This is a genomic window from Halorubrum sp. CSM-61 (genome assembly GCF_003781945.1).
GTDB lineage: Archaea > Halobacteriota > Halobacteria > Halobacteriales > Haloferacaceae > Halorubrum.
The window spans coordinates 47,005-68,810 of the sequence record NZ_RJJW01000004.1 but is presented as its reverse complement, the minus strand read 5'-3'; the positions used below and the strand labels follow the sequence as shown (position 1 = coordinate 68,810).

Sequence of the window (21,806 nt, the reverse complement as noted above, 5' to 3'; positions counted from 1 at the left end):
CCGACCGCCTACGTCGACTCCGCGGACGCCAGTTCGGCCGCCTTCGACCGGGCGCGCGCGACGATCGACGGCTTCGCCTCGAAGTCGAGCGTGACCTGATCGTCCGCGTACGTCTCCGCCTCGACGTGGCCGTGGTCGTGAACCCACGAGACGAGGCTCATCGCGTCGTCGGAGAGGGGGAGGACGAGCCGCTCGCGCTCCCAGTCCGGCAGTTCGTCCTCGACGCGGTCGCGGAGCTCCGCGACGCCCGCGCCCGTCTTCGCCGAGACGGCGACCGGGTCGGGCGCGACTCCCGAGAGCGCGCCGCGCTTGTCCGCCAGCTCGCCCGGAGCCAGCCGGTCGACCTTGTTGAACACGGTGACGATCGGGGCCTCGTTGCGCTCGTAAAGGGTGTCGTGGCTCGTGACGAGCTTCTCGCGCATCTCCTCGACCGACTCGCTGGCGTCGACGACGAGCAGCACGAGGTCGGCGCGGTACACCGAGTCGAGCGTCGACTCGAACGACTCCACCAGCCAGTGGGGCAGGTCCGCGATGAACCCGACCGTGTCGGTGAGGAGGACGTCCCGCTTCTCCATCTCGGCCCGGCGGGTGGTGGTGCCGAGGGTGGTAAAGAGCATGTCCTGCGACTCGGCGGTCCTGTCGAGGTCGGGGTGGCGCTCGGCGTTCTCGTCGACGTCGATCTCGGCCGCGAGCCGGCGCATCAGCGTCGATTTGCCGGCGTTCGTGTAGCCCGCGAGCGCGACCAGATCGAACCCGGAGTCGCGGCGCTGCTCGCGCCGGGACTCCTCCTTCTCCGCGATCGACTCGAGCTCGTCGCGGATCTCGGAGATCTGGCGTTTGATGTCGCGCTCGACGCTCTCGTCGTACTCGCCGAGCCCCATGAACCCCGGCCGCTCGTCGCGTTTCGCGAGGCTCGCCTTCGCCTCGGCGCGCGGGAGCTCGTACCGCAGCTCCGCCAGCTCGACCTGCAGCTGCGCCTTCCGGGTGTTCGCACGCTGGCCGAAGATCTCGAGGATGAGCGTGAACCGGTCGATCACCTCGACGCCCTCGGGGAGCTCGCCCCCGATGTTGAACGTCTGGTACGGCCCCACGTCGTTGTCGACGATCACGGCCGTCGCGTCGGTCCGGCGGACTAGGTCGCGAAGCTCGGCGACCTTCCCCTTCCCGAACATGAACGCGGCGTCCTCGGTGCGGGTCTGGGTGAGCTCGCCGACCACGTCGTAGCCCGCGGCGGCCGCGAGCTGCGTGATCTCCGTCAGGTCCGCCGATCCGGACTCGACGCGCTTGGCGACGACCGCGCGCCGCTCGGCGGCGGTCGGCTTCGTGTCGGTGGCCGCCCCCTGAGCGCTCCCGGTCATAACAGGAGGTCGCGGGCGGCGTACGCGGCGTGGTGTGCTGCCTGCACTGTTTCGCGTTCCCCTATGCTCTCGACGTATTTAAACTCGGGTTGGAAGCTCAGTCCCACCCGCTCGGCGGGCTCCTCGTAGAACTCGCCGCCCTCCGCGACGATCGGTCCCGCCGGCGGCTTCGGAAGGTTGCCGACCGCCTCGGCCGTGAGCGCGACGGTCGCGTCGAGCGTCGGTCCCTCGCGCACGGCGGAAAAGCCCATTCTCTCTATCGTCCGGATCCGCGTCGAGTCGACGCGCGCGTGGACCGCGGCCGCGACCATCAGGTACTCGCCGTCCTCCTCGTGGCGGCCGCTGATGTCGACGCCGACGACCTCAGGGACGGGCGCCCGTCACCTCGGTTCGATCGGCACGCGGCTCGGTCGCGGGGGCTGTCGGAACCATACGCCCCGATACGTCGCCCGACGAATTGAACGTTTCCGTGGTCGGAGCGGGGTGGTAAATAAAAGGAACCGCGCACGTCTATCGCGCTCGACTTCGCTTACGCCTCGTCAAACACCGATAGACTCGCTGCGCTCGTCTATCTGGCTCGACGAGTCGTTTTACTCCTCGTCGAACAGCGTCTCGCCCTCGACCATGTGCTCCTCGACGGTGTCCATGTCGAGCGTGAGGCCGATACCGGGCTTTTCCGGCACCTCGATGTAGCCGTCCTCGATGACGTCCTCCTCGACGAGGTCCTCCCACCAGCCGAGCTCGTAGGAGTGGTACTCGATCGCGAGCGAGTTCGGGACGGAGGTGCCGACGTGGGCCGCCGCCATCGTCGCGATCGGGGAGGCGACGTTGTGCATCGCGACCGGGACGTAGTACTGGTTCGCCACGTCCGCGACCTTGCGGGTCTCGCGCATCCCGCCGACCTTCGGCAGGTCCGGCGCGACGATGTCGACCGCCTGGTTCTCGATGAGGCGGCGCTGCTCGGTGACGCGGTAGCGGTTCTCGCCGACCGCGATCGGCGTGACGGTGTTCTTCGTCACTTCCTCCTGCACCTCGAGGTTCTCCGGCGGGACTGGGTCTTCGAGCCACCACACGTCGTACTCCTCGATGGCGTCCGCGAGGCGCTGCGCGGAGCCGCCAGAGAACGTCCAGTGGCAGTCGAAGGCCACGTCGGCCTTGTCCTTCACGCGCTCGGTGACCTTCTCGACGATCTCCGCCTTGTGGCGGATCTCGCCGGGGCGCAGGTGGCGGTTCGCGCGGTCCTTCTCGAAGCCGCTCGGCACGTCGAGGTCGAACTTCAGGGCGTCGTAGCCCAGCTCGTCGACGACGCGCTCGGCCTCGTCGGCGCACGCCTCGGGGTCGGCCTCCTCCTCGGTGTGGCAGTCGCAGTACACGCGCATCCGGTCGCGGTACTTGCCGCCGAGCAGCTGGTAGGCGGGCACGTCGAGGATCTTGCCGGCGGCGTCGTGGAGCGCGACCTCGATCCCGGAGATGGCGGTGACGGTGACGCCCTCGACGGAGCCCTCGCCCGACATCTTCTGGATGAGGTGCTCGTAGAGGCGGTCGATGTCGAGCGGATTCTCGCCGACGACGAACGGCTTCATGCGCTCGATAAGCTCCGGGACGCCCGCGCCCCAGTACGCCTCGCCGGTGCCCACGACGCCCGCGTCGGTGTACACGCGGACCAGCGTCCACGGGAAGTTCCCGTCGACCATGGTCGTCTGCACGTCGGTGATCTCGACGTCGCGCCCGCCGCCGCGCGAGCCCGTCGTCCCCATCGTCTCGGCGGAGAGCTCTCGCATCGTGTACTCCGCGTTCGGGTCGTGAAGCGACTCGTAGTTCCGGCTCATGGCTCCCGATTCATTCGGAACAGGGTAAACGTTTATGTTCCTCAGGGGAGGGTTCGTTCGGCGCGAACGCCTCCTTCGGTCTCTCACGTAAATAGGGAGTTTTTCATTGACGTGTCCGCAATGGTCGGCATGGTCGAACTCACGGATTCGCTGAAGTGTCTCTTTACCGGAACTGTCGAGGAGCGCGGCGACGATCACGTCGTCACGGTCCCCGCGACCGAGATCGAACACGGCACGATCGAGGCGGGCGCGTCGTACCGCGTAGCTCTGATCAAACGCGAGGGGGACGACGACCGGACGACCGTCGCGACCGACGGCGCCGCGGACCGGACCGTCGCAGGGAACGGCGCCGGGGGGAGTCCGGCGTCCACGACGACGCGACCGACGGACGACGGCGGCGCCTCCGGCCCGCCGGTCTCCGAGGGCGACGTGCGAGAGGTCACGATCGAGACGCTCGGCGACAAGGGCGACGGGATCGCCAAGATCGAACGCGGGTACGTCGTCATCGTCCCGGACTCCGAGCCGGGCGACGAGCCGACCGTCGAGATCACGAGCGTCCGCGAGAACGTCTCGTTCGCGGAAGTCGTCGAGGAGTAGAGTCGTCGAGGAGTAGTTCTCTCCGCGCCCGCGCCCCGACCGCGCCGGCTACCGCGGCGCGTCGTCGGGACCGCTCCGCGAGAACAGCTTCCTGAGGTGCGCCGGCGAGAAGAAGGAGCTCGGCCGGTCCATGTGGACGCCGATCTCGCCCGACAGCGCCCACAGCCCGGCCCGCTGAACCGGCTCCGGGAGCGAGTAACACCGCCGGATCGCCGAGCCGAGCCGGATCTCGGTGCCGATCGCGTCGCGCCACCCGGACTCGTAGTCGGCGAGCGTCGCCGGGTCCCGCGGGTCGATCGCGTCGGCGGCCGCGTCGGCCGCGGTCATCCCGTAGAGGATCCCCCCGCCGGTGAACGGCTTCGTCTGCGCGGCGGCGTCGCCGATGAGAAACGCTCGGTCGGTCGTCACGCGGTCCGGCGGTCCGACCGGGATCGCCCCGGAACAGAAGTGATCCGTCGTCACGTCGTAGGCGTCGGTGAGGCGGTCGAACATCGCGGACACGTCGTCGCTCGGCGGCGCGGCGAGCCCGTACTCCACGCCCGCGTCGCCGCGGGGGATCCGCCACGCGAAGAACGTCGGCGCGGTGAGGTGGACGTCGACGAGGTCGCCCGCGTCGGGCGCGTCGTCGAACGCGAGCACGCCGTGGAGCAGCTCGTCCGGCTCGGGGAGGCCGAGCGACCGGCGGACGCGCGAGGTCGGGCCGTCGCAGCCGGCGACCATCCGCGCCTCGACCTCCTCCACGTCGCCGGCGGGCGTCCGGACCTCGACGACGACCCGGTCGGGGCGCTCGTCGACGCCGACGACCGTGTGATTCTCCCGCACGTCGGCGCCGGCCTCGCGCGCGCAGTCGGCGAGGGTGCGGTCGAGCCCGATCCGGTCGATCACGTTCGAGACGGGCTCCGGCTTGTAGAACGGATACGCTTTGGAGCCGGGCCCGCCGACGTGGAAGCGCGCGCCGTACACCCGGTTCTGGAGGAGTTCGTCACGGGCGCCGCCCGGGACGTACTCCCACACGTCGTCTGAGACGTGCCCGGAGCAGGCCAGCGGCTCCCCGACCGTACCCTTCTCGAAGGCGACCACGTCGTGGCCGAGCTCGGCGGCGCGCCGGGCGAACCGCGACCCCGGCGGCCCCGCGCCCACGACGACGAAATCGTGCATGGACGGAGCGTGGTGACGGGGACATATAATTACGCCGCGGCTTACTCGAGGCGATCGAGCAGGTTGAGGACGTAGACGGTCCGGAGCATCGTCGCGGACTGGCCGCGCACGAACACCAGCTCGTCGCGGTCGAGCACGTGCGAGAGCACGTCCGCGGAGGCGTGCTCCGGGGCCGCCGCGATCCCCGCGTCGCGCTCGGCGGCCCACTCCATCACGCGGAGGTCGGACTTGCTGTCGCCCATCACGAGCGGGAACGGGTCCCGCACGTCGAGCACCTCGAGCGCCGCCTCGACGCCCGCGACCTTGTCGAGCTCCAGCGAGGTGATCTCCGCGGCGTCGGCGCGGTAGTAGCCGACGGCTATCCGGTCGAACAGCGACGCGACCGGCTCGGGTACGTCCTCGGCGGCGACCGAAGGGCGGCCGTCACCGTCGACCTCCGCCGCCTCGATCACCTCCCGGATCTCGGGGTCCGAGGCCGCGTAGTGAGCGCGCGCCCACGCGGCGCCGCGGTCGGCCGGATCGAGGTCGGTCGCGCCGAGTTCGGCGGCGTCGAGATCGCTCGCGTCCATATCGTCCGCGTCGAGATCGTCAGCGACCCGCTCGACGACGACCTCGCCGAGCAGGTCGATCAGGTGGACGAGCCCGTCGTCGATCACGGCCTCGGCGTCCGCGCCGCCGGTCTCGAAGTTCGGCTTCAGGGTGACGTTGAACTCGTTGCCCTGGAGGTGACAGCCGCGGCGGACGTTCTCGGGCGCGTCGGGCAGCGCGCGCGACCGCACCGCGTCGAAGACCTCCCGGACCGGGCCGTCGAGGTCCTCGTACAGCAGGCGCTTCGTGCGCGAGCCGTGGCCCGGCGTGAACACGCCGTTGCCGGACTCGTAGACGATCGAGAAGCGCCCGGAGTGGACCAGCTCGTTTCCGAGCCCCTGGATCATAAAGCCCTTCACGTTCTCCAGCGTCTGGCCGGTACAGATGACGATCGGCACGCCGGCGTCGTGCAGCTCCGTCAGCATGTGGAGCGTCTCGCGGGGGATCTCGTTGTCCGTGCCCCCCGCGGACCGGAGCGTCTCGTCGACGTCCAACACTAAGGCGTTGACGGCGCGGCCGTAACGCGCGTGGAGATCGAGCGCGGTGAACGCGGTCTCGCGGTCGGCGTAGGCCGCGATCTCGGCGTAGGTGGCCCCCGCGGGCAGGGACTCCCGGATCTCGCGTTTCAGCCGGTCGAGCTCCTCGCCGGCGTCCTCCCAGTGCTCCAACGCCACCCGCGAGTCGACCGGCGGGAAGAGGTCCACGAACGACTGGTGTTCCCGGAGCGTCTCCGCGTCGAACTCGTCGTACAGGCGATAGAGGAGGTCGTGCCGCTCCATGGTCGTCCCTCCGAATTCGGGTCGGTAAAGCGTGCCGTCTCCCTTCGGACCGGGAGTCGAGGAAGGGTCCGAAGTCCTACTCCGACCGCTCCCGCGCGGCCAGCCACTCCAGCGCCGCGTCGAGGTCCGTCTCCGGGGGCGAGCACGTGAGCCCCTCGCAGACGTAGGCGGTCGGCTCGCCGTCGATCGCGTCGCGGTCGACCCAGATCGGCGGCGCCTCGTCCATGCCGAGCCGGTCGATCCACGCCTCGAGGTCGTCTTCGGTCGGCGGGCGCGGGGCGACCAGCGCGCCCGGCAGGTAGCGCGTCCCGAGCGTCTCGCGCCACGCGTCCGGCATCGCGTCGGCGGCGACGGTAACCTCGATCCCGCCGGACGCGACGCGGTCGGCCGCGCGCACCAGCGAGACGTGCTCCAGCGGGCTCGCGCGGATCCGGTCCGCGTGGGTCGTCACGACCCGCTCTGCGATTTCCGCGAACTCGCGGTCGGTCCGGAAGCCGTCGAGGAGCGCGAGCGTCTCCGCCGCCACGCCCAGACTCGACGGCGTGGATCGATCGGTGAACTCCTGCGGGCGGGCGAAGAGGGTGTCGTCGCCGGTCGGGGATCCGCCGCCGCCGTCTTCGCCGGCGGCTCCGTCCGGGTCCCGCGTGAAGTAGATCGTGCCGTCCTCGTCGTCGTAGAAGTCCGAGACGATCGTCGCCGCCAGATCGAGCGCGAACCCGAGCGCGTCCGGGTCGCCGGTGGCGGAGTAGACGTCGAGCGCGCCCCGCGCGAGGAACGCGTGGTCGTCGAGGTAGCCCGGCCCGCGCACGTCGCCGTCGAGCCAGCGACGCGCGAGACCGCCGGTCTCCTCGTCGTACAGGCGCTCGCGGCAGAACGCGAGCGCGTCGCTCGCGATGTCGGCGTACGGTTCACCCAGGACTTGCCCGGCGGCGGCGAACGCGGAGATCGCCCGGCCGTTCCACGACGCGAGCACCTTCTCGTCGCGCGCGGGCCGCGGCCGCGACTCGCGCGCCTCGAACAGTGCGACGCGGGCCTCCGTCAGGCTCTCTCGGACCGTCTCCGCCGACATGTCGTGCTCGTCGGCGAGCTCCGCGACCGACGCCGCGATCGTCGGAACCGTGGTGCCGCGCTCGAAGTTCCCGCCCGACTCGATCCCGTACCGGTCCTTCGCGAGCGACGCCGCGGGCTCGTCGAGGACGGCGTCGACCTCGCTCGGCGTCCAGACGTAGAAGGCGCCCTCGACGTCGGCGTGGCCGCTCCCGTTGGCCCCCGCGTCACCGCGCCGGCTCTCGGGGGGTCTGCTCCGGGCGTCGAGCGTGCTGAAGAAGCCGCCGTCGTCGTGACGGAGCTCGCGGTCGATAAAGCCGAGCGTCTCGCTCGCGACGCGGGCGTACGAGGCGTCCCCCGTCAGACGGTGGGCGTCGAGGTACGCCATCGGGAGCTCCGCGTTGTCGTACAGCATCTTCTCGAAGTGCGGGACCGTCCACTGTCGGTCGACCGCGTACCGGTGGAACCCGCCGCCGATCTGGTCGTACATCCCGCCGCGGGCCATCCCGTCGAGGGTGCCCGTCGCGGCCGTGAGCGCGGCGTCGCGGCCGGTCTGCGCGTACGCCCGCATGAGCACGTCGATCCGGCCGGGCATCGGGAACTTCGCGCCGCCGCCCCCGAACCCGCCGTACTCGTCGTCGTAGCCGCGGACCGCCGCGGCCGCGGCCTCGTCGAGGAGGTCGGGGCCGGGCGCCCCCGCGTCGGCCGCGTCGGCCGCGTCCCCCGCCCCGCCCGCGTCGTCCGCCCCAGCTGCCGGACCCGACTCCGGCACCGACTCCAGCTCGTCGCGCGCGCTCGTCGTCCACTGGTCGGCGCGCCGCTTCATCTCCTCGCGCTGCTCCGGGTCCCCCCACGAGTCGGCGATGCGCTCGCAGAGATCGCGAAAGCCTGGCTGGTTCCGGCGCGGCTCCGGCGGGAAGTAGGTCCCCACGTAGAACGGCTCTCCCTCCGGCGTACACCACGCGGAGAGGGGCCATCCGCCCCCGCCGGTGACGAGCTGCGAGACGGTCATGAAGGTGCTGTCGACGTCGGGGCGCTCCTCGCGGTCGACCTTCACGGGGACGAACTCCTCGTTGAGCACGGCGGCGACCGACTCGTCCTCGAAGCTCTCCTCCGCCATCACGTGACACCAGTGACACGAGGAGTAGCCGATCGAGACGAACACCGGCACGTCGTGCTCGCGGGCGCGCTCGAAGGCCTCCTCGCCCCACGGCTGCCAGTTGACGGGGTTGTCCGCGTGCTGTTGGAGGTACGGACTCGCCTCCCCCTCGAGGCGATTCCGCTCGGTGGGCTGTGACATACGTCCGGTTCGGTCCCGCGCGGCAAAAACCCGTCACACGAGCGCGACCGAGAATATCACACCATGAACGTGTATATCCGAACGCAGATAGAGGGTAAAGCTTACACTACCGTGTAGTGATCGGTCGCATATGACGGAGACCGTACTCCTGGTGGGGGGCGGCGGGCGCGAACACGCGATCGCCCGCGCCGTCGCCGACGACTGCGCGCTGTACGCCTGCGCGAGCAACCGGAACCCGGGGATCCGGCGGCTCGCCGACGGGTTCGAGGCGATCGCGGAGACCGACGCCGAGGCGGTCGCCGACTACGCGACCGCGGTCGGCGCGGATATCGCCGTGATCGGCCCGGAGTCCGCGCTCGCGGCGGGCGTCGCCGACGCGCTCGACGAGGTCGGCGTGTACGCCTTCGGCCCTCAGGCCGAGGAGGCGCGGCTGGAGACGGACAAGGCGTACCAGCGTGAGTTCATGGACGAGGCCGACATCCCGGGCTGTCCGGACTACGAGGTGTTCGACGACGTCGAGGCCGCCTGCGAGTACATCGACGCGTACGACGGCGACCTCGCGGTGAAGCCGACCGGGCTCACCGGCGGCAAGGGCGTGAAGGTGATCGGCGATCAGGTGACGAGCGGGGAGGCGAAGGCGTACCTCCGCGACTCCGACTACGAGCGCGTCGTCCTCGAGGAGCGGCTCGTCGGCGAGGAGTTCACGGTACAGGCGTTCGTCGCGAACGGCGAGCTCCGCACGACCCCCGCGGTGCAGGACCACAAGCGCGCCTACGAGGGCGACGAGGGGCCGAACACCGGCGGCATGGGCTCGTACACCGACACCGGCCTCTCGCTGCCGTTCATGGCGGAGGGCGACTACGACGCCGCGGTCGACGTGCTGGAGGCGGTCGTCGACGCGCTCCCCGACTACAAGGGCGTCCTCTACGGCCAGTTCATGCTCACGGACGCGGGCCCGAAGGTCGTCGAGTTCAACGCGCGCTTCGGCGATCCCGAGGCGATGAACACGCTCCCCGTCTTGGAGACTCCCTTCCTCGACGTGCTCACGGCCGCACGGGACGATGACGCGCTCCCCGAGCTCTCCTTCTCCGGCGAGGCGACGGTCTGTAAGTACGCCGTGCCGGACGGCTACCCGACCGACCCCGACGCGGGCGCGAAGATCGCGGTCGACGAGGATAGCGTCGGCGACGCGCTCCTCTACTACGCCAGCGTCGACGAGCGCGACGACGGCCTGTACACCACCACCTCCCGGTCGTTCGCGGTCGTCGGCCGCGGCGATTCCATCGCGACTGCGGAAGCGCAGGCCGAGGACGCGCTCGCCGCCGCCGGCGACCGAGTCCGCATCCGCCACGACATCGGGACGGCCGACCTCGTCCAGCGGCGGATCGACCACATGGCCGAGCTCCGCGAGTAGCGCGCGCCGTCAGCGACCCTTTTATTCCCGCCGTCCGAACGGAGTAACGTGACACGCGACGACGCGGACGCGACGCCTGAGGACACCGACTCGCTCCGAAGCGACGGCCTCGACCGCTTCCCGACGCCGGGGCCCCGAAACTCCCTGTGGTCGTGGCCCGACGCGAAGTCGCCGCTCGCGGTCGTCCGCAACTACGTCGTGATCGTGCTCGCGCGGGTCTGCCCGAGCCTCCGACTGAAGAACTGGCTGTTGCGCCGGATCGGCGTGACGGTCGGCGCCGGCGTCTCGTGGGGGCTGGAGTCGACCCCGGACGTGTTCTGGCCGGAACGAATTACGGTCGGGAACGACGCCATCGTCGGCTACGACGCCACGCTGCTCTGTCACGAGTTCCTCCAGGACGAGTACCGCCTCGGCGACGTGGTCGTCGAGGACCGCGCGATGATCGGCGCGGGCGCGGTCGTCCTCCCGGGCGTCACGATCGGGGAGGACGCGCGGGTCGCCGCCAACTCGCTCGTCGCAGAGGACGTGCCGTCCGGGACGACCGTCGCCGGCGTGCCGGCCGAGGTCGTCTCGCGGGCAGATGCGGAGAGCGGAGAAGGCGGAGAAGGCGGAGAAGGCGGAGAAGGCGGAGAAGGCGGAGAAGGCGGAGAAGGCGGAGAAGGCGGAGAAGGCGGAGAAGGCGGAGAAGGCGGAGAAGGCGGAGAAGGCGGAGAAGGCGGAGAAGGCGGAGAGAGCGAAGCGGGCGGAGAGGGCGAAGCGGGCGGAGAAGGCGAAGCGGGCGGAGGGCCCGGACGAGAACCCTGATCGGGGCCTCGATCGGTTACGATTCCGTCTTCGACCGATCGAATCGACCGCTGTCGTGCGGGAATTGGCACGAGCGGACGGTCATCTCGCGGACAGAACCAATCCCGTCCCGACGACGACGAGTCCGATCGGAGAGAGGATCGCCGGAAGCGGGATGCTGCACTCGTTCACCCCGTCGTGCGTGTACAGGAGGTTCGAATCCTGCACACCGATGATGCCGATTCCCTGATCACGCCCCTCCGGAACGCCGACATCGGTGCAGCCGCCGAACAACATTTCGGGGAACGTCACCAGTTGCACGAGAGCGATCCCGAATCCGACAGCGAAAAGGACACCGCCGAGGAGGACGATTCGATTCATACCGATCTATGGACGGGACTGCTGTTAATATTGGCTCCGTTGATATACTGTTCTCCGGATGTCTCTAGTCACGAATCTCCGGTCGCTGGAGGACGTTTCTTGATCGATGGCGGGAGTAAGTATTGCAGATCGGTGGCGGCGAGAGAGTATTTAAACAGTCGCGAGCGACGCCGACGATCGCTTATAAATGGGATGCGGTGGCGCGCCCCGGTGAGCGGCCCTCTGGGCCGCGAACCGACGGTGCGAGGGAGTCGGCGGCGACCAACGGGAGCCGCCGACGAGGCTGGGGAGGCGTGAGGCGCGGTTGCGGTGCTGTGCGGGGTGGGACTCAAAGGGGCAGTCGCTGTGGGCGGCGCAGGCGACGTAAGCACCGCAACGAGGGAGCGAACACCGTGAGCGACCGAGTGAGGAGCGCAGCGAGCGTGCGCCGCCCACAGCGGCTGGGGCTTTGGAGGTCTTCACCGTCGATCCCAAGAGGTCGTCACCGTATCGACGCCGCTCACTTATAAACAGCCGACAGCAACACCACTCGATCACGTATAAACAACTACTCCACCATATCGATATACCCACTCCCGCAGTCTCTCACAACTGTGTCTGTACCAGCCGGAACCGCGTCCAAACGGCTTACGTCTCGGTGTCGTCGTTCGCGGACTCATCGTCTCCCGCTGCGTCATCGCTGTCTGCGCCGCCGCTTTCGGCGCCCTCGGCGTCGCCCTCCGGCCCGGAGATCTCCTCGGCGTCGGTGATGTGCGCCTCGGTGCTCACGCTCTCTAAGTCGACGCCGACCTCCTCGGCGACCGCGTCGAGGACGGCGCGCTGCTCGGCCATCTCGTTTTCGAGCCGCTGGATGCGCTCGGAGGTGTCGAGCACGGTCGTCTGGGTCTCCTCGACCTCGGCGCGGAGCTCGTTGATCTTCTGGTACGTGCGCTCTGCCTTGTCGGCGAGCGTCTGGATCTTCTTCGCCGTGTCCCCGAATCCCATACCGGTCGATCGACCCCGGGATACGTGGGCCTTTCCGTTCGGTACGGCGGGGTCCGCGGCCCGTCGCCACACCGCGGCCGCGCTCCGGTTCCTCCTCCGACGGTGGACTTTTGGCCGAACCGCCCGAGGTGATCCCATGAGCGTCGAACGCGTCCTCTTGACGAACGACGACGGGATCGACGCCGCGGGCCTCAGAGCGCTCTACGACGCGCTCGATGTCGACTACGACGTGGTGGCGGTCGCTCCGACCGACGATCAGTCGTCTACCGGGCGCACCCTCTCGGACGGCGTCGACGTCGCGGACCACGAGCTCGGGTACGCCGTCGACGGCACCCCGGTCGACTGCGTCGTCGCGGGGCTCGACGCCTTGGTCCCGGACGCCGACGTCGTGGTCGCGGGCTGTAACGAGGGGGCGAACCTCGGCGCGTACACCCTCGGGCGGTCGGGGACCGTCTCCGCCGCGGTCGAGGCCGCCTTCTTCGACGTGCCCGCGGTGGCGACCTCCATGTACGTCCCGGGCGGGGACGACTGGTGGAAGCGGGAGCTGGAGCCGGCGGAGTTCGCGAACGCGACGCGCGCGACCCGGTACCTCGTCGAAGAAGCGACCGCGGCCGGTGCCTTCGACCGCGTCGACTACCTCAACGTCAACGCCCCGATCGCGGATCCGGACGCGGGCGCGGACGGCGAGCGCGACGCCCCGGCCCCGATGCGGGTCACTTCGCCCTCCCCGTGGTACGGCATCGAGGCGGCCCGCGACGGGAACGGCCGCGTGACCTTCTCCGACCCGATCTGGGGGAGGATGAACGCGGGCGACGTCCCCGATCCGGTCGGCACCGACCGGCGGGCGGTCCTCGACGGCGAGGTGTCCGTCTCGCCGCTGTCGATCCCCCACGCCGCGGAGCCGGACGCGGGGCTCGACGAGCTGGCGGCCGCGTACGGGCGCGCGACCGAGAATGTCCGGTGACCGATATCCGGTGACCGGCTGTCCGAGACTACTCCTCGTCGGCGCTGACGGTGACCTTCGCCTCGCTGACCACGCGGTCGCCCATCTCGTAGCCGGGCTCGTACACCTCGTGGACGGTCCCGTCCGGCTGGGCGCTCTCGACCCGCAGCATCACTTGATGGCGGGCGGGGTCGACCTCCTCGCCGGGGTCGGGGTCGATGGGCTCGACGCCCTCGTCGGCGAGCACCTCGTCGAACTTCTCTAACGTCGACTCGACGCCGGGCCGGAGGTCGCTCCCCTCCTCCTGGTCGAGCGCGCGAAGGAGGTCGTTGCGGACCGGGGTGATACGCTCGACGAGCGCCTCCGAGGCGCGCTCGCGGATCTCCTCCTGCTTGCGCTTGGCGCGCTGTTTGTAGTTGCTGAAGTCGGCCTTGACGCGGGCGAGCTTGCTCGTCAGCTCCTCGACCTCCTCCTCGGCCTCGAGGAGCTCGTCGCGCGTCTCCGCGAGGTCCGCCTCCAGCGCCGCGACCTCCCGAGCGAGCGCCCGGTCGTGTTCCGCGACGGCGGCAGCCAGCGCCTCGGCGTCGGCGCGGGCGTCGCCGTTCGCTTCGGTCGACTCGCCGCTCGTTCCCTCGGTGCCGTTCGTTCTCGCCGCGTCGGCGGCGTCGGCCGCGGCGTCGGCCGCGGCGTCGTCGGAGGACTCGACCTCGACGTCGACGGCGTCGTCGTCGCTCATGTCCGATCGAAGTCGGTCAGCGTGCATAAGCGTTGCAGAACGGAGCGGCCTCGCGCGTGGTATCGACCCCCTCGCGGCGACCCCGAGGCGTTCGAGGAGGCCGAGCGCGAGCCTCCGGCGGACGCGCTCGCCCGCGGGTGGACCGCCGACGAGAGCGGCGGGAGCGACCCTCCGGTCCCGGCGCGACCGACTCGCGGGAGTATTTAAATCGCGACTCCCAAGCGATCGTAATGACCGCGCCGAACCGGAACACGCTGTGGGCGCGCGCCCTCGTCGACGAGCTCGTCGCCGCGGGCGTCGACGCCGTCGTGGCCTCGCCCGGAAGCCGCTCGACGCCGCTGACGATGGCCGCCGCTCGCAGCGACGACCTGCGGGTTTTCTCCCAGCTCGACGAGCGCTCGGCCGCCTACTTCGCGCTGGGTCGCGCGCGTCGGACCGGAACGGTGACGCCGCTCATCTGCACTTCCGGCACCGCCGCCGCCAACTACCATCCCGCCGTGATGGAGGCGAGCGAGGCCCGCGTCCCCCTGCTCGCGCTCACGGCCGACCGTCCGCCCGAACTCCGCGACTCGGGGGCGAACCAGACCGCCGACCAGGAGAAGCTGTACGGCGACGCCGTCCGGTTTTACAAGGACCTCCCGGAGCCCGCGCCGAACGACCGCGCGCTCCGGTCGCTCCGGACCACCGTCGCCCGCGCGGTGGGGACCGCCGAGGGCGCCGACCCCGGCCCGGTCCACCTCAACGTCCCGTTCAAGAAGCCGCTGGAGCCGACCCGCGTCCCCGACGACGTGCCCGCCGACCTCGATCCGGTCGCCGAGGCCGGCCGCGACGGCCCCTACGTCGACGTGACGCCCGGGTCGCCGGAGCCGGGCGACGACGAGCTCCGGCGGCTCGCCGACGAGCTCGCGACGACCGACCGCGGACTGATCGTCGCCGGCCCCGCGGACCCGCCGGGGCTCGACGCCGAGGCCGTCACGGCGCTGTCGCACGCCACCGGGTTCCCGATCCTCGCCGACCCGCTCTCCGGCGTTCGATTCGGCGGACACACCCGCGTCGCGCCCGTGATCGGCGCGTACGACGCGTACCTCTCGGCGGAAATCACCGGGGAGGGGGACGACGCCGCAGACGACGTGGGGAGTGCCGCCGACTGGACCGATCCCGACCTCGTCGTCCGGCTCGGCGCCTCGCCCACCTCCAAGCGCCTCCGCAAGTACCTCGCCGAGACGGGCGCCGACCAGTATCAGGTCGACCCAGCCGGCCGCTGGCGCGAGGCGGAGTTCGCCGCGACCGACCTCGTCGTCGCCGAGCCGAGCCGCCTCTGCGCCCGGCTCTCCCGGTCCGTCGCCGGGAGCGGCGGCGACCCCGACTGGCGCGCGCAGTGGGAGGACGCCGACGCAGCCGCCGGAGCGGTTCACGGCCGGGAGGAGGCCGCCGACACCCTCCCCGCTTCCGACGGCGACGACCCCCTCGCTGCCTCCGACGGCGACGACGCCCTCCCCTTCCACGAGGGCGACGCGCTCCGCGCGGTGGCCGACGTGCTCCCCGACCCCGCGACGCTGTTCGTCTCCAACTCGATGCCCGTCCGCGACCTCGACCGCTTCGTCGGGCCGACGACGACGAGCGTCACTTCCCTCGGCAACCGCGGCGTCTCCGGCATCGACGGGATCGTCTCCAGCGCGCTCGGCGCCGGCTCCGCGACGACCGACGACCTCACGCTCGTCGTCGGCGACCTGGCGCTGTACCACGACGCGAACGGCCTGCTCGCGCTCGACCGCTGCGACGTCGACGCGACGGTCGTGCTGATCAACAACGACGGCGGCGGGATATTCCACGAGCTCCCGATAGAGTCCTTCGAGCCGGAGTTCACGGAGTCGTTCAAGACCCCCCACGGCATCGCATTCGAGCCGATGGCCGACCTCCACGGGCTGGATTACGTGCGGATCGACGCGCGGCCGGACGCCGCGGAGTCCGCCGAGAACGTCGCCGAAGACCTCGGGGACGCGTACGCGCGGGCCCGCGACGCGGACGGCTCGCACCTGATCGAGGTACGGACGGACGCCGAGTCGAGCCACCGCACCCGCGAGCGCCTCGAAGCCGCGGTCGAGCGCGCGGTCCACGGCGAGCGCGTCGGCGACGGCGGCGACGCGGAGTAGCGGGACGCGACTCAGTCGACCTCGACGGTCGCGGTGGCGGTCAGATCGCACTCCTCCGCGGTCACCTCGCCGACGATCCGGTATTCTCCCGACGGCGGATCCCCCCACGTCGCCTCGTAAGCCGTCGACTCGCCCGACTCCAGCGTCTCGCTCCCGAGCACCTGCGTGAACAGCCGACCGGTGCCGTACCGCCAGACGGGGTCTGCGTCGCCGTCCGTTCCGTCCCTCTCGGCTTCCCCGTCGATCCGATACGCCGCGAAGTCGGCGCGCTGTCCGGTCCGGAACCGGAGCGTGACCGGATCGTCGCCCGCGTTCGTCACGGTGAGCGCGAGGTCGACCCCTCCGTCGCCCGCGGCGGTCGTCAACGCTGCATCGAGCATGCGATCGGATCGCACGCGGCGCGAGTTAAAACCGCGTCCGGTCTCTCCGGTCCGTGAGCGTCCGCGGATACCGTCTCCGCGGTCGTCTCTCAGCCGTGCGCTCAAGCGCTACGACCCACCGAGTTTCTCACCGGCCAGCGGGGCGGCGACCGTACTCCCGACGGCGACGGCGGAACCGAGGAACGCGATCGGCAGCGGCGGTTCGACGGCGTACAGGAGCGCGAAGAAGCCGCCCGCGAGTCCGAGGACGGCGAATCCGGCACCGACCTCTCGGCGGTTCGACGGGTGGGCCGGCGTCGAATCGGCGACGCCGCGCCACACGAGCCACGCGCCGACGGCGCTTCCGAGCGCGGCCACGCTCTCGAAGGAGGCCCCCTGAAACAGCCCCAACAGCCCGGCGACGACGGCGACGAGGAGGACCCGACTAGGGTCGGTGCCGCGGTCGGCGACGACGTAGAGCATCCCCAGCACCACCAGCCCGAGGCCGACCCCGGCCACGACGTCCACGAGGTAGTGGACCCCCAGGACGAGCCGCGCGACCGAGACGGTCACGACGACGGCGCCGGCGAATCCGATCCACGCACGCGACAGTTCGTCCTCCGCGACGGTGAGCGCGAACCCGCCCCACACCAGCGTGCTTCCGAAGGCGTGACCGCTCGGGAACCCCGGCCCGTCCGCCGTGCTGATGTCGGCGAGCACCCCGTCGAGGACGGACGGGATCCACTGGACGACGGGCGGGGCGCCCGCTCCGACCGGACGCGGAAACAGGAAGAATCCCTTGAGCACCCCGATGAGGGCGACGTACGTGAGCAGGAGGGCGAGGACGAACAGCCCGCGCCGCCGGTCGATCCCCCAGCGGGGGAGCTGGTCGCCGGCGACGTAGAGCACGCCCCCGAGCAGGAAGAGGAACCACACGTCACCGAGCTGCGTGAGCAGTGCGAAGCACACGAGAACCGAGTCCGGTACCGCCCCGTGGAGCGCCTCGGTGACCCCGACACTGCGGCCCTCTGGGAACATGTTCGTGCGGAGTTCGTCGGCTCCACGCCTGTTATAGCCTCGGCCTGTAGTGGCCAATCGTCCCGTCTGCCGAGGGTCTCGAGAGAGTCGTCCGCGGGAGGCTCGGACGGACGGGACTCGGCGCTACGATTCGTCGGACGACAGCCGCCGTCCGATCGTTCCGGCGACGACGCGCCTAAGTCCGGGCTCCCCCTACGGGAACGCGTGCAGGTCGTCGGCTACGAGTCGGGCGAAGGGCTCACGGTCGCCAGCGGCGGCGCGGTCGAATTCGTCGAGGCGACCCCCGGCACGGAGCTCGCCTTCGGGCTCGGCGACCGCCGGTGCGCGGGGACCGTCCACGACGGCGAACACGTCGCCTGCGACGCCGACGAGGCCCCCTACTGCGACGCGCACCGGCACGTCTGGGTGTGCGCCCGCTGTACGGGCGACTGTCTGAAAGACGAGATGGACTGTCACGAGGAGCACGCCGTGTACCTCGCGGCGTTCGCGCCCGACGTGTTGAAGGTGGGCGTCACGCGGCACTGGCGGCTGGAGACGCGGCTCCGAGAGCAGGGCGCCGACCGCGGGGCCCATATCCGGACGTACCCGGACGGGCGGATCGCGCGAGAGATCGAGGCCGAGTTGGCCGAGCGCGACGACCTCGTCGACCGGGTGCGCGTCCCGACGAAGCTCGCGGGGTTCGGTCGCGACGTGGACGCGGCGGCGTGGGAGTCGCTCTTGTCGGATTTCGACCCGATCGAGCGGTTCGCGTTCGACGACGGGCTCGACCTCGACGACCGCCCCGTCGCGGAGACGATGGCGGCCGGGACGGTCAGGGGGTGGAAGGGACGCGTGCTCGTGCTCGACCGCGGCGGGTCGACGTACGCGGTCGACGCCCGCGATCTCGTGGGGTACGAGCTCACCGAAGCGGTTCCGGACCGCGAGCTGCAGTCGAGTCTGGGCGCGTTCGGCGGGTAGCGCTCGGTGCGCCGAGCGCGGTCTGCGTTACTCGACGCGCTCGAACCGGTGTCGCACCACGTCGGCGTCGTCGTCCCAGTCGAAGCTCCCGCCGTGCGCGCGGACCATCCGCTCCTTGTACGCCGAAAGCGACGGCGACCCCTCCCGCTTCGCGTCCTCGTCCGTCATGTCGCCGAGGGTTCGCTCGGTCACCTCGGTGAGCTCGAAGGTCACGCCGTCGACCTCGAAGGTGTCGCCCTCCTCGCCGTACCGGTTCCCGCGGTGGAGCTGGGTCACGTCGCCGTCGAGCGCGCTCCGCTTCACGCGATCGTTCGGGAGCAGGTCGGCCGGGTCGTTTTCGGACTCGCCTGTCGGGTCGTTCTCGGACATACCCGTCCGTTGGGCGCGGATCGGTTTATAAGCGCGGCCGCTGGTCCGGGGGGACACGGGCCGCGGTGACGCCCCCGCATTCTGCGAATCTCGAAACGGTCGCTCGCGGCGATCCACACGGACGTGAACACCCTCGTCGGCGGCCGAGCCGAGGGATTCAAGATACTGCCGGCCCCCTTCTCCGACGATGCGTCAGGACCACCTCATCACCGCGACCCAGCTCTCGCGGGATGACATCGAGGCGGTGCTCGACCGGGCCCGCGAGGTCGCCGACGACCCCGCCGCCTACGCGGACCGGCACGCCGGGCGCGTGCTCGCGCTCTGCTTTTTCGAGCCGAGCACGCGCACCCGGATGAGCTTCGACAGCGCGGCCAAACGCCTCGGAATCGACACGGTCGACATGGGCGACGTCGACTCCTCGTCGGTCTCGAAGGGGGAGTCGCTCTCCGACACCGTCCGCGTCATCGAGGGGTACGCGGACGCCCTCGTGCTCCGCCACCCGAGCGAGGGCGCCGCGACGCTGGCCGCCGAGAACGTCTCCGTCCCCGTCGTCAACGCGGGCGACGGCGCCGGACAGCACCCCTCACAGACCCTCCTCGACCTCCACACGATCCGCGAGAACCACGGGCTCGACGACCTCACCGTGGGGATCATGGGCGACCTGAAGTACGGCCGCACCGTCCACTCGCTCGCGGCGGCGCTCACGGAGTTCGACGTCAACCAGCACTTCATCAGCCCGGAGTCGCTGCGGATCCCGCGCTCCGTGCGCTTCGACCTCCACGAGACCGGCGCGCAGATCCGCGAACACGAGGAGCTCGAGCCGGTCTTAGACGAGCTCGACGTGCTCTACGTCACCCGGATCCAGAAGGAGCGGTTCCCCGACGAGAACGAGTACCACCGCGTCGCGGGCGAGTACCGGATCGACGCCGAGACGCTCGAAGCCGCCGCCGACGATCTGACCGTGATGCACCCGCTCCCCCGGGTCGACGAGATCGCGCCCGACGTCGACGAGACCGACCACGCGACGTACTTCGAGCAGGCGCACAACGGGATCCCGGTGCGGATGGCGCTGCTCGACACCCTCCTTGAGAACGCCGAGGCCGACGAGGGGACGGAGGTGGACCGATGAGCGACCACGAGCTCCGCGTCTCGAAGATCCGCGACGGCACCGTGATCGACCACGTCGAGGGCGGGCAGGCGCTCAACGTGCTCGCGATCCTGGGCATCGACGGCTCCGAGGGACACGGCGTCTCGGTGGGGATGAACGTCCCCTCGGACCGGCTCGGCCGCAAGGACATCGTGAAGGTGGAGGAGCGGGAGCTCTCGCAGTCGGAGGTCGACGTGCTCTCGCTGATCGCGCCCGAGGCGACGATCAACATCGTCCGCGACTTCGAGGTCGTCGAGAAGAACCGCGTCACCCGTCCCGACAGCGTGACGGGCGTGCTCTCGTGTCCGAACCGCAACTGCATCACCAACGCCGACGAGCCGGTCGACACCCGGTTCGACGTGGTCGCCGACGGCGTCCGCTGCGACTACTGCTCGACGATCCTCCGCGCGGACATCGCCGAGCACATCGACGTGTGACGGGGGCGACTTCGCGGACGTACCCCCGAACCCTCCGGTAGATTTTAGCGCCCGCCTCCCGATGTTCATGACATGAGCAAGAAACTAAAGCTCGTCCTGGTCCTGTCGCTGGTCACGCTCGCGTACTTCCTGTTCGCCGGCGACAAGGAGCCGGTCGAAGTCCAATAATCGGCTCGACGCGCGCTTCTCTCCCGTATCGCTCACCGGCCATCTCCCGCGGGCGGATGCCCGCCGTTTTTACCCGTCAGTCTCGTAGCGGCGCGCATGTACGGGGTCGTCACGCGCAACGCCGACGAGGTCGAGATGGAGCCGTTCGACCTCGGCTTCTACGAGGTGAAAGACGTCACGGGGCGGGCGGCCGCACCCCTGCCGAACGCCGTGAACATGGTGTCGTGTTTCGGCGACAACGCCGCGGCGAGCGAGAACCCCGACCTCGTCCCGGTCGACGAGCGCGGCAAGCCGGCGACCCGCGACCGCGACTACTTCGACTGGGCGTACATCTGCCCGACCCACCCGGAGTACCGCGAGGGCCTCTTGGAGATCATCGAGGACTGCGCCGCCGAGAACGGTGACGTGCGCCTCGACGACGTGGGGTTCCCGCGGGAGGGGTTCTGTCGCTGCGACCGCTGCGAGCGACTGTTCGCGGAGAGCGCCCGCGACGACCGGAGCGACTGGCGCGCCGACGTGATCTCCGAGTTCGTCGCCGACGCCGCCGACCGGATTCCCGGTCGGGTGCTGCTCACGCTGTATCCGGACCCCTACCCCGGCCACCTGCGGGCGCGGGCCGGCCTCGACCTCGACCGGCTCGCCGAGCACGTCGACGAGTTCGTGGTCCCCGTATACGACACGGAATACGCGACGACGTACTGGCTGGAAACCATCGCGCGCGGGTTCCGATCGCGGTTCGGCGGGGACTACGACGTGCACGGCGCGCCGCCGGAGACGCCGTTCTCGCTGGAGCTGTACGCGGTCGAGGTCGACGTCGACGACCTGATCCACGCCGCGGAGGTCGCGGAGCGGTACGCGAAGGACGTGTTCTTCGGCTACGACGCCAACAACGCCGCCGCCGCGCTCCGTCGGAAGGACGCCGACGAGCGCGAGGGCGAGGTCCACCGGCCCGACTGATCCCGCTCCGATCGACGTCTCCGGAACCGCGCGAACGAGGGTTTAAGTACCGGAGCGACCGACGTTCACTCGACCGGCCGCCGGTGTGCGACACAACTGGTCGTCTCGCGTTCGCGTGGGGCGGTCACCTTTCAACGTCCGCACCGTAGCGGCGGTCGCCCTACAGTTCTGAGCCGGCGGCTCGTCGATCACTTATAAACAACCGATCAGCAACGTGTAATAGCCGCTCTCGCTATCGATCGTCACGGGACCGACATCATCGCAACCACCGTGGAACCGGTTGCGGAGAATCGAGGAGAAGGCCTCGCGCTTCAGCGCGGGGAG

20 protein-coding genes and 1 pseudogene are annotated in these 21,806 nt (G+C 70.4%); 9 read left to right on the top strand and 12 right to left on the bottom strand.

Going from position 1 to position 21,806, the window contains the following annotated elements; translation table 11 throughout:
- Positions 1-8: 8 nt before the first annotated feature.
- The 3 genes from hflX to EDM04_RS08260 all read right to left on the bottom strand — a co-directional run bounded on the left by hflX (position 9) and on the right by EDM04_RS08260 (position 3,187).
- Positions 9-1,358: a GTPase HflX gene (gene hflX / locus EDM04_RS08270; protein WP_123621021.1), complete on the bottom strand. Its 1,350-nt coding sequence runs from the start codon at positions 1,356-1,358 to the stop codon at positions 9-11.
- On the bottom strand, positions 1,355-1,705 hold the full coding sequence (locus tag EDM04_RS08265) for a DUF2209 family protein (RefSeq protein WP_123621019.1): 351 nt from the start codon (positions 1,703-1,705) through the stop codon (positions 1,355-1,357). Before EDM04_RS08265 ends, hflX begins: the two co-directional genes overlap by 4 nt.
- Before the next feature lie 243 nt (positions 1,706-1,948).
- Positions 1,949-3,187, bottom strand: coding sequence for a mandelate racemase/muconate lactonizing enzyme family protein (locus tag EDM04_RS08260; RefSeq protein WP_123621017.1), 1,239 nt, complete (start codon positions 3,185-3,187; stop codon positions 1,949-1,951).
- Between the two features lie 129 nt (positions 3,188-3,316).
- Between EDM04_RS08260 and EDM04_RS08255 the strand changes: the two genes are divergently transcribed.
- Positions 3,317-3,784 carry a TRAM domain-containing protein gene (locus EDM04_RS08255; RefSeq protein ID WP_123621016.1) on the top strand — a complete coding sequence of 156 codons (468 nt, stop codon included), beginning with the start codon at positions 3,317-3,319 and terminating at the stop codon, positions 3,782-3,784.
- Positions 3,785-3,832: 48 nt separating this feature from the next.
- Here the strand turns inward: EDM04_RS08255 and EDM04_RS08250 are convergent, their stop codons facing one another.
- The 3 genes from EDM04_RS08250 to EDM04_RS08240 all read right to left on the bottom strand — a co-directional run bounded on the left by EDM04_RS08250 (position 3,833) and on the right by EDM04_RS08240 (position 8,656).
- Entirely contained in the window at positions 3,833-4,942 is a 1,110-nt protein-coding gene (locus tag EDM04_RS08250) for a geranylgeranyl reductase family protein (protein WP_123621014.1), read from the bottom strand.
- 41 nt (positions 4,943-4,983) lie between these two features.
- Entirely contained in the window at positions 4,984-6,309 is a 1,326-nt protein-coding gene (locus EDM04_RS08245; RefSeq protein ID WP_123621012.1) for an HAD family hydrolase, read from the bottom strand.
- Between the two features lie 76 nt (positions 6,310-6,385).
- A complete protein-coding gene (locus EDM04_RS08240) occupies positions 6,386-8,656 on the bottom strand; it encodes a thioredoxin domain-containing protein (protein WP_123621010.1) in 2,271 nt (756 codons plus the stop codon).
- Between the two features lie 130 nt (positions 8,657-8,786).
- Between EDM04_RS08240 and purD the strand changes: the two genes are divergently transcribed.
- Both purD and EDM04_RS08230 read left to right on the top strand, forming a co-directional pair.
- Positions 8,787-10,070 carry a phosphoribosylamine--glycine ligase gene (purD, locus tag EDM04_RS08235; RefSeq protein ID WP_123621007.1) on the top strand — a complete coding sequence of 428 codons (1,284 nt, stop codon included), beginning with the start codon at positions 8,787-8,789 and terminating at the stop codon, positions 10,068-10,070.
- A gap of 48 nt (positions 10,071-10,118) precedes the next feature.
- A pseudogene (locus tag EDM04_RS08230) lies at positions 10,119-10,667 on the top strand (acyltransferase); the annotation flags it as partial.
- 288 nt (positions 10,668-10,955) lie between these two features.
- Here EDM04_RS08230 and EDM04_RS08220 read toward each other — a convergent pair.
- Both EDM04_RS08220 and EDM04_RS08215 read right to left on the bottom strand, forming a co-directional pair.
- Positions 10,956-11,234 carry a hypothetical protein gene (locus tag EDM04_RS08220; RefSeq protein ID WP_123621005.1) on the bottom strand — a complete coding sequence of 93 codons (279 nt, stop codon included), beginning with the start codon at positions 11,232-11,234 and terminating at the stop codon, positions 10,956-10,958.
- 627 nt (positions 11,235-11,861) lie between these two features.
- Complete coding sequence (locus EDM04_RS08215; RefSeq protein ID WP_123621003.1) at positions 11,862-12,218, bottom strand: DUF5798 family protein; 357 nt, start codon at positions 12,216-12,218, stop codon at positions 11,862-11,864.
- Between the two features lie 136 nt (positions 12,219-12,354).
- Here EDM04_RS08215 and surE point away from each other — a divergent pair, with 136 nt between their 5' ends.
- On the top strand, positions 12,355-13,182 hold the full coding sequence (gene surE, locus EDM04_RS08210; protein ID WP_123621001.1) for a 5'/3'-nucleotidase SurE: 828 nt from the start codon (positions 12,355-12,357) through the stop codon (positions 13,180-13,182).
- A gap of 28 nt (positions 13,183-13,210) precedes the next feature.
- Here the strand turns inward: surE and EDM04_RS08205 are convergent, their stop codons facing one another.
- Positions 13,211-13,897 (bottom strand): nucleotide exchange factor GrpE, encoded by a 687-nt coding sequence (locus tag EDM04_RS08205; protein ID WP_123620999.1) that lies wholly within the window; start codon positions 13,895-13,897, stop codon positions 13,211-13,213.
- 230 nt (positions 13,898-14,127) lie between these two features.
- Here EDM04_RS08205 and menD point away from each other — a divergent pair, with 230 nt between their 5' ends.
- Complete coding sequence (menD, locus tag EDM04_RS08200; protein ID WP_123620997.1) at positions 14,128-16,050, top strand: 2-succinyl-5-enolpyruvyl-6-hydroxy-3-cyclohexene-1-carboxylic-acid synthase; 1,923 nt, start codon at positions 14,128-14,130, stop codon at positions 16,048-16,050.
- Positions 16,051-16,061: 11 nt separating this feature from the next.
- Here the strand turns inward: menD and EDM04_RS08195 are convergent, their stop codons facing one another.
- Together EDM04_RS08195 and EDM04_RS08190 are read right to left on the bottom strand one after the other, a co-directional pair.
- Complete coding sequence (locus EDM04_RS08195) at positions 16,062-16,430, bottom strand: BsuPI-related putative proteinase inhibitor (RefSeq protein WP_123620995.1); 369 nt, start codon at positions 16,428-16,430, stop codon at positions 16,062-16,064.
- A gap of 108 nt (positions 16,431-16,538) precedes the next feature.
- Complete coding sequence (locus EDM04_RS08190) at positions 16,539-17,447, bottom strand: phosphatase PAP2 family protein (protein WP_123620993.1); 909 nt, start codon at positions 17,445-17,447, stop codon at positions 16,539-16,541.
- Positions 17,448-17,651: 204 nt separating this feature from the next.
- Here EDM04_RS08190 and EDM04_RS08185 point away from each other — a divergent pair, with 204 nt between their 5' ends.
- Positions 17,652-18,404 carry a DUF2797 domain-containing protein gene (locus EDM04_RS08185; RefSeq protein ID WP_123620991.1) on the top strand — a complete coding sequence of 251 codons (753 nt, stop codon included), beginning with the start codon at positions 17,652-17,654 and terminating at the stop codon, positions 18,402-18,404.
- Between the two features lie 27 nt (positions 18,405-18,431).
- Here EDM04_RS08185 and EDM04_RS08180 read toward each other — a convergent pair whose 3' ends face one another.
- Positions 18,432-18,773, bottom strand: a complete 342-nt coding sequence (locus EDM04_RS08180) for an ASCH domain-containing protein (protein ID WP_123620989.1) — start codon at positions 18,771-18,773, stop codon at positions 18,432-18,434.
- A gap of 187 nt (positions 18,774-18,960) precedes the next feature.
- Between EDM04_RS08180 and pyrB the strand changes: the two genes are divergently transcribed.
- The 3 genes from pyrB (at position 18,961) to EDM04_RS08165 (ending at position 21,482) form a co-directional block, all read left to right on the top strand.
- Positions 18,961-19,902 carry an aspartate carbamoyltransferase gene (pyrB, locus tag EDM04_RS08175; RefSeq protein WP_123620987.1) on the top strand — a complete coding sequence of 314 codons (942 nt, stop codon included), beginning with the start codon at positions 18,961-18,963 and terminating at the stop codon, positions 19,900-19,902.
- Positions 19,899-20,357, top strand: coding sequence for an aspartate carbamoyltransferase regulatory subunit (pyrI, locus tag EDM04_RS08170; protein WP_123620985.1), 459 nt, complete (start codon positions 19,899-19,901; stop codon positions 20,355-20,357). The genes pyrB and pyrI overlap by 4 nt, the downstream gene beginning before the upstream one ends.
- Before the next feature lie 264 nt (positions 20,358-20,621).
- Positions 20,622-21,482, top strand: coding sequence for a hypothetical protein (locus EDM04_RS08165; protein WP_123620983.1), 861 nt, complete (start codon positions 20,622-20,624; stop codon positions 21,480-21,482).
- Positions 21,483-21,806: the final 324 nt, after the last annotated feature.

Excerpts from the sequence above, each read along its gene's own strand:
- EDM04_RS08190 (WP_123620993.1), bottom strand. The coding sequence starts at position 17,447 with ATGTTCCCAGAGGGCCGCAGTGTCGGGGTCACCGAGGCGCTCCACGGG.
- EDM04_RS08245 (WP_123621012.1), bottom strand. The coding sequence starts at position 6,309 with ATGGAGCGGCACGACCTCCTCTATCGCCTGTACGACGAGTTCGACGCG.
- EDM04_RS08195 (WP_123620995.1), bottom strand. The coding sequence starts at position 16,430 with ATGCTCGATGCAGCGTTGACGACCGCCGCGGGCGACGGAGGGGTCGAC.
- pyrI (WP_123620985.1), top strand. The coding sequence starts at position 19,899 with ATGAGCGACCACGAGCTCCGCGTCTCGAAGATCCGCGACGGCACCGTG.
- EDM04_RS08180 (WP_123620989.1), bottom strand. The coding sequence starts at position 18,773 with ATGTCCGAGAACGACCCGACAGGCGAGTCCGAAAACGACCCGGCCGAC.
- EDM04_RS08205 (WP_123620999.1), bottom strand. The coding sequence starts at position 13,897 with ATGAGCGACGACGACGCCGTCGACGTCGAGGTCGAGTCCTCCGACGAC.
- menD (WP_123620997.1), top strand. The coding sequence starts at position 14,128 with ATGACCGCGCCGAACCGGAACACGCTGTGGGCGCGCGCCCTCGTCGAC.
- EDM04_RS08250 (WP_123621014.1), bottom strand. The coding sequence starts at position 4,942 with ATGCACGATTTCGTCGTCGTGGGCGCGGGGCCGCCGGGGTCGCGGTTC.
- EDM04_RS08260 (WP_123621017.1), bottom strand. The coding sequence starts at position 3,187 with ATGAGCCGGAACTACGAGTCGCTTCACGACCCGAACGCGGAGTACACG.
- EDM04_RS08240 (WP_123621010.1), bottom strand. The coding sequence starts at position 8,656 with ATGTCACAGCCCACCGAGCGGAATCGCCTCGAGGGGGAGGCGAGTCCG.
- hflX (WP_123621021.1), bottom strand. The coding sequence starts at position 1,358 with ATGACCGGGAGCGCTCAGGGGGCGGCCACCGACACGAAGCCGACCGCC.
- pyrB (WP_123620987.1), top strand. The coding sequence starts at position 18,961 with ATGCGTCAGGACCACCTCATCACCGCGACCCAGCTCTCGCGGGATGAC.
- EDM04_RS08165 (WP_123620983.1), top strand. The coding sequence starts at position 20,622 with ATGTACGGGGTCGTCACGCGCAACGCCGACGAGGTCGAGATGGAGCCG.
- EDM04_RS08220 (WP_123621005.1), bottom strand. The coding sequence starts at position 11,234 with ATGAATCGAATCGTCCTCCTCGGCGGTGTCCTTTTCGCTGTCGGATTC.
- purD (WP_123621007.1), top strand. The coding sequence starts at position 8,787 with ATGACGGAGACCGTACTCCTGGTGGGGGGCGGCGGGCGCGAACACGCG.
- surE (WP_123621001.1), top strand. The coding sequence starts at position 12,355 with ATGAGCGTCGAACGCGTCCTCTTGACGAACGACGACGGGATCGACGCC.
- EDM04_RS08255 (WP_123621016.1), top strand. The coding sequence starts at position 3,317 with ATGGTCGAACTCACGGATTCGCTGAAGTGTCTCTTTACCGGAACTGTC.
- EDM04_RS08215 (WP_123621003.1), bottom strand. The coding sequence starts at position 12,218 with ATGGGATTCGGGGACACGGCGAAGAAGATCCAGACGCTCGCCGACAAG.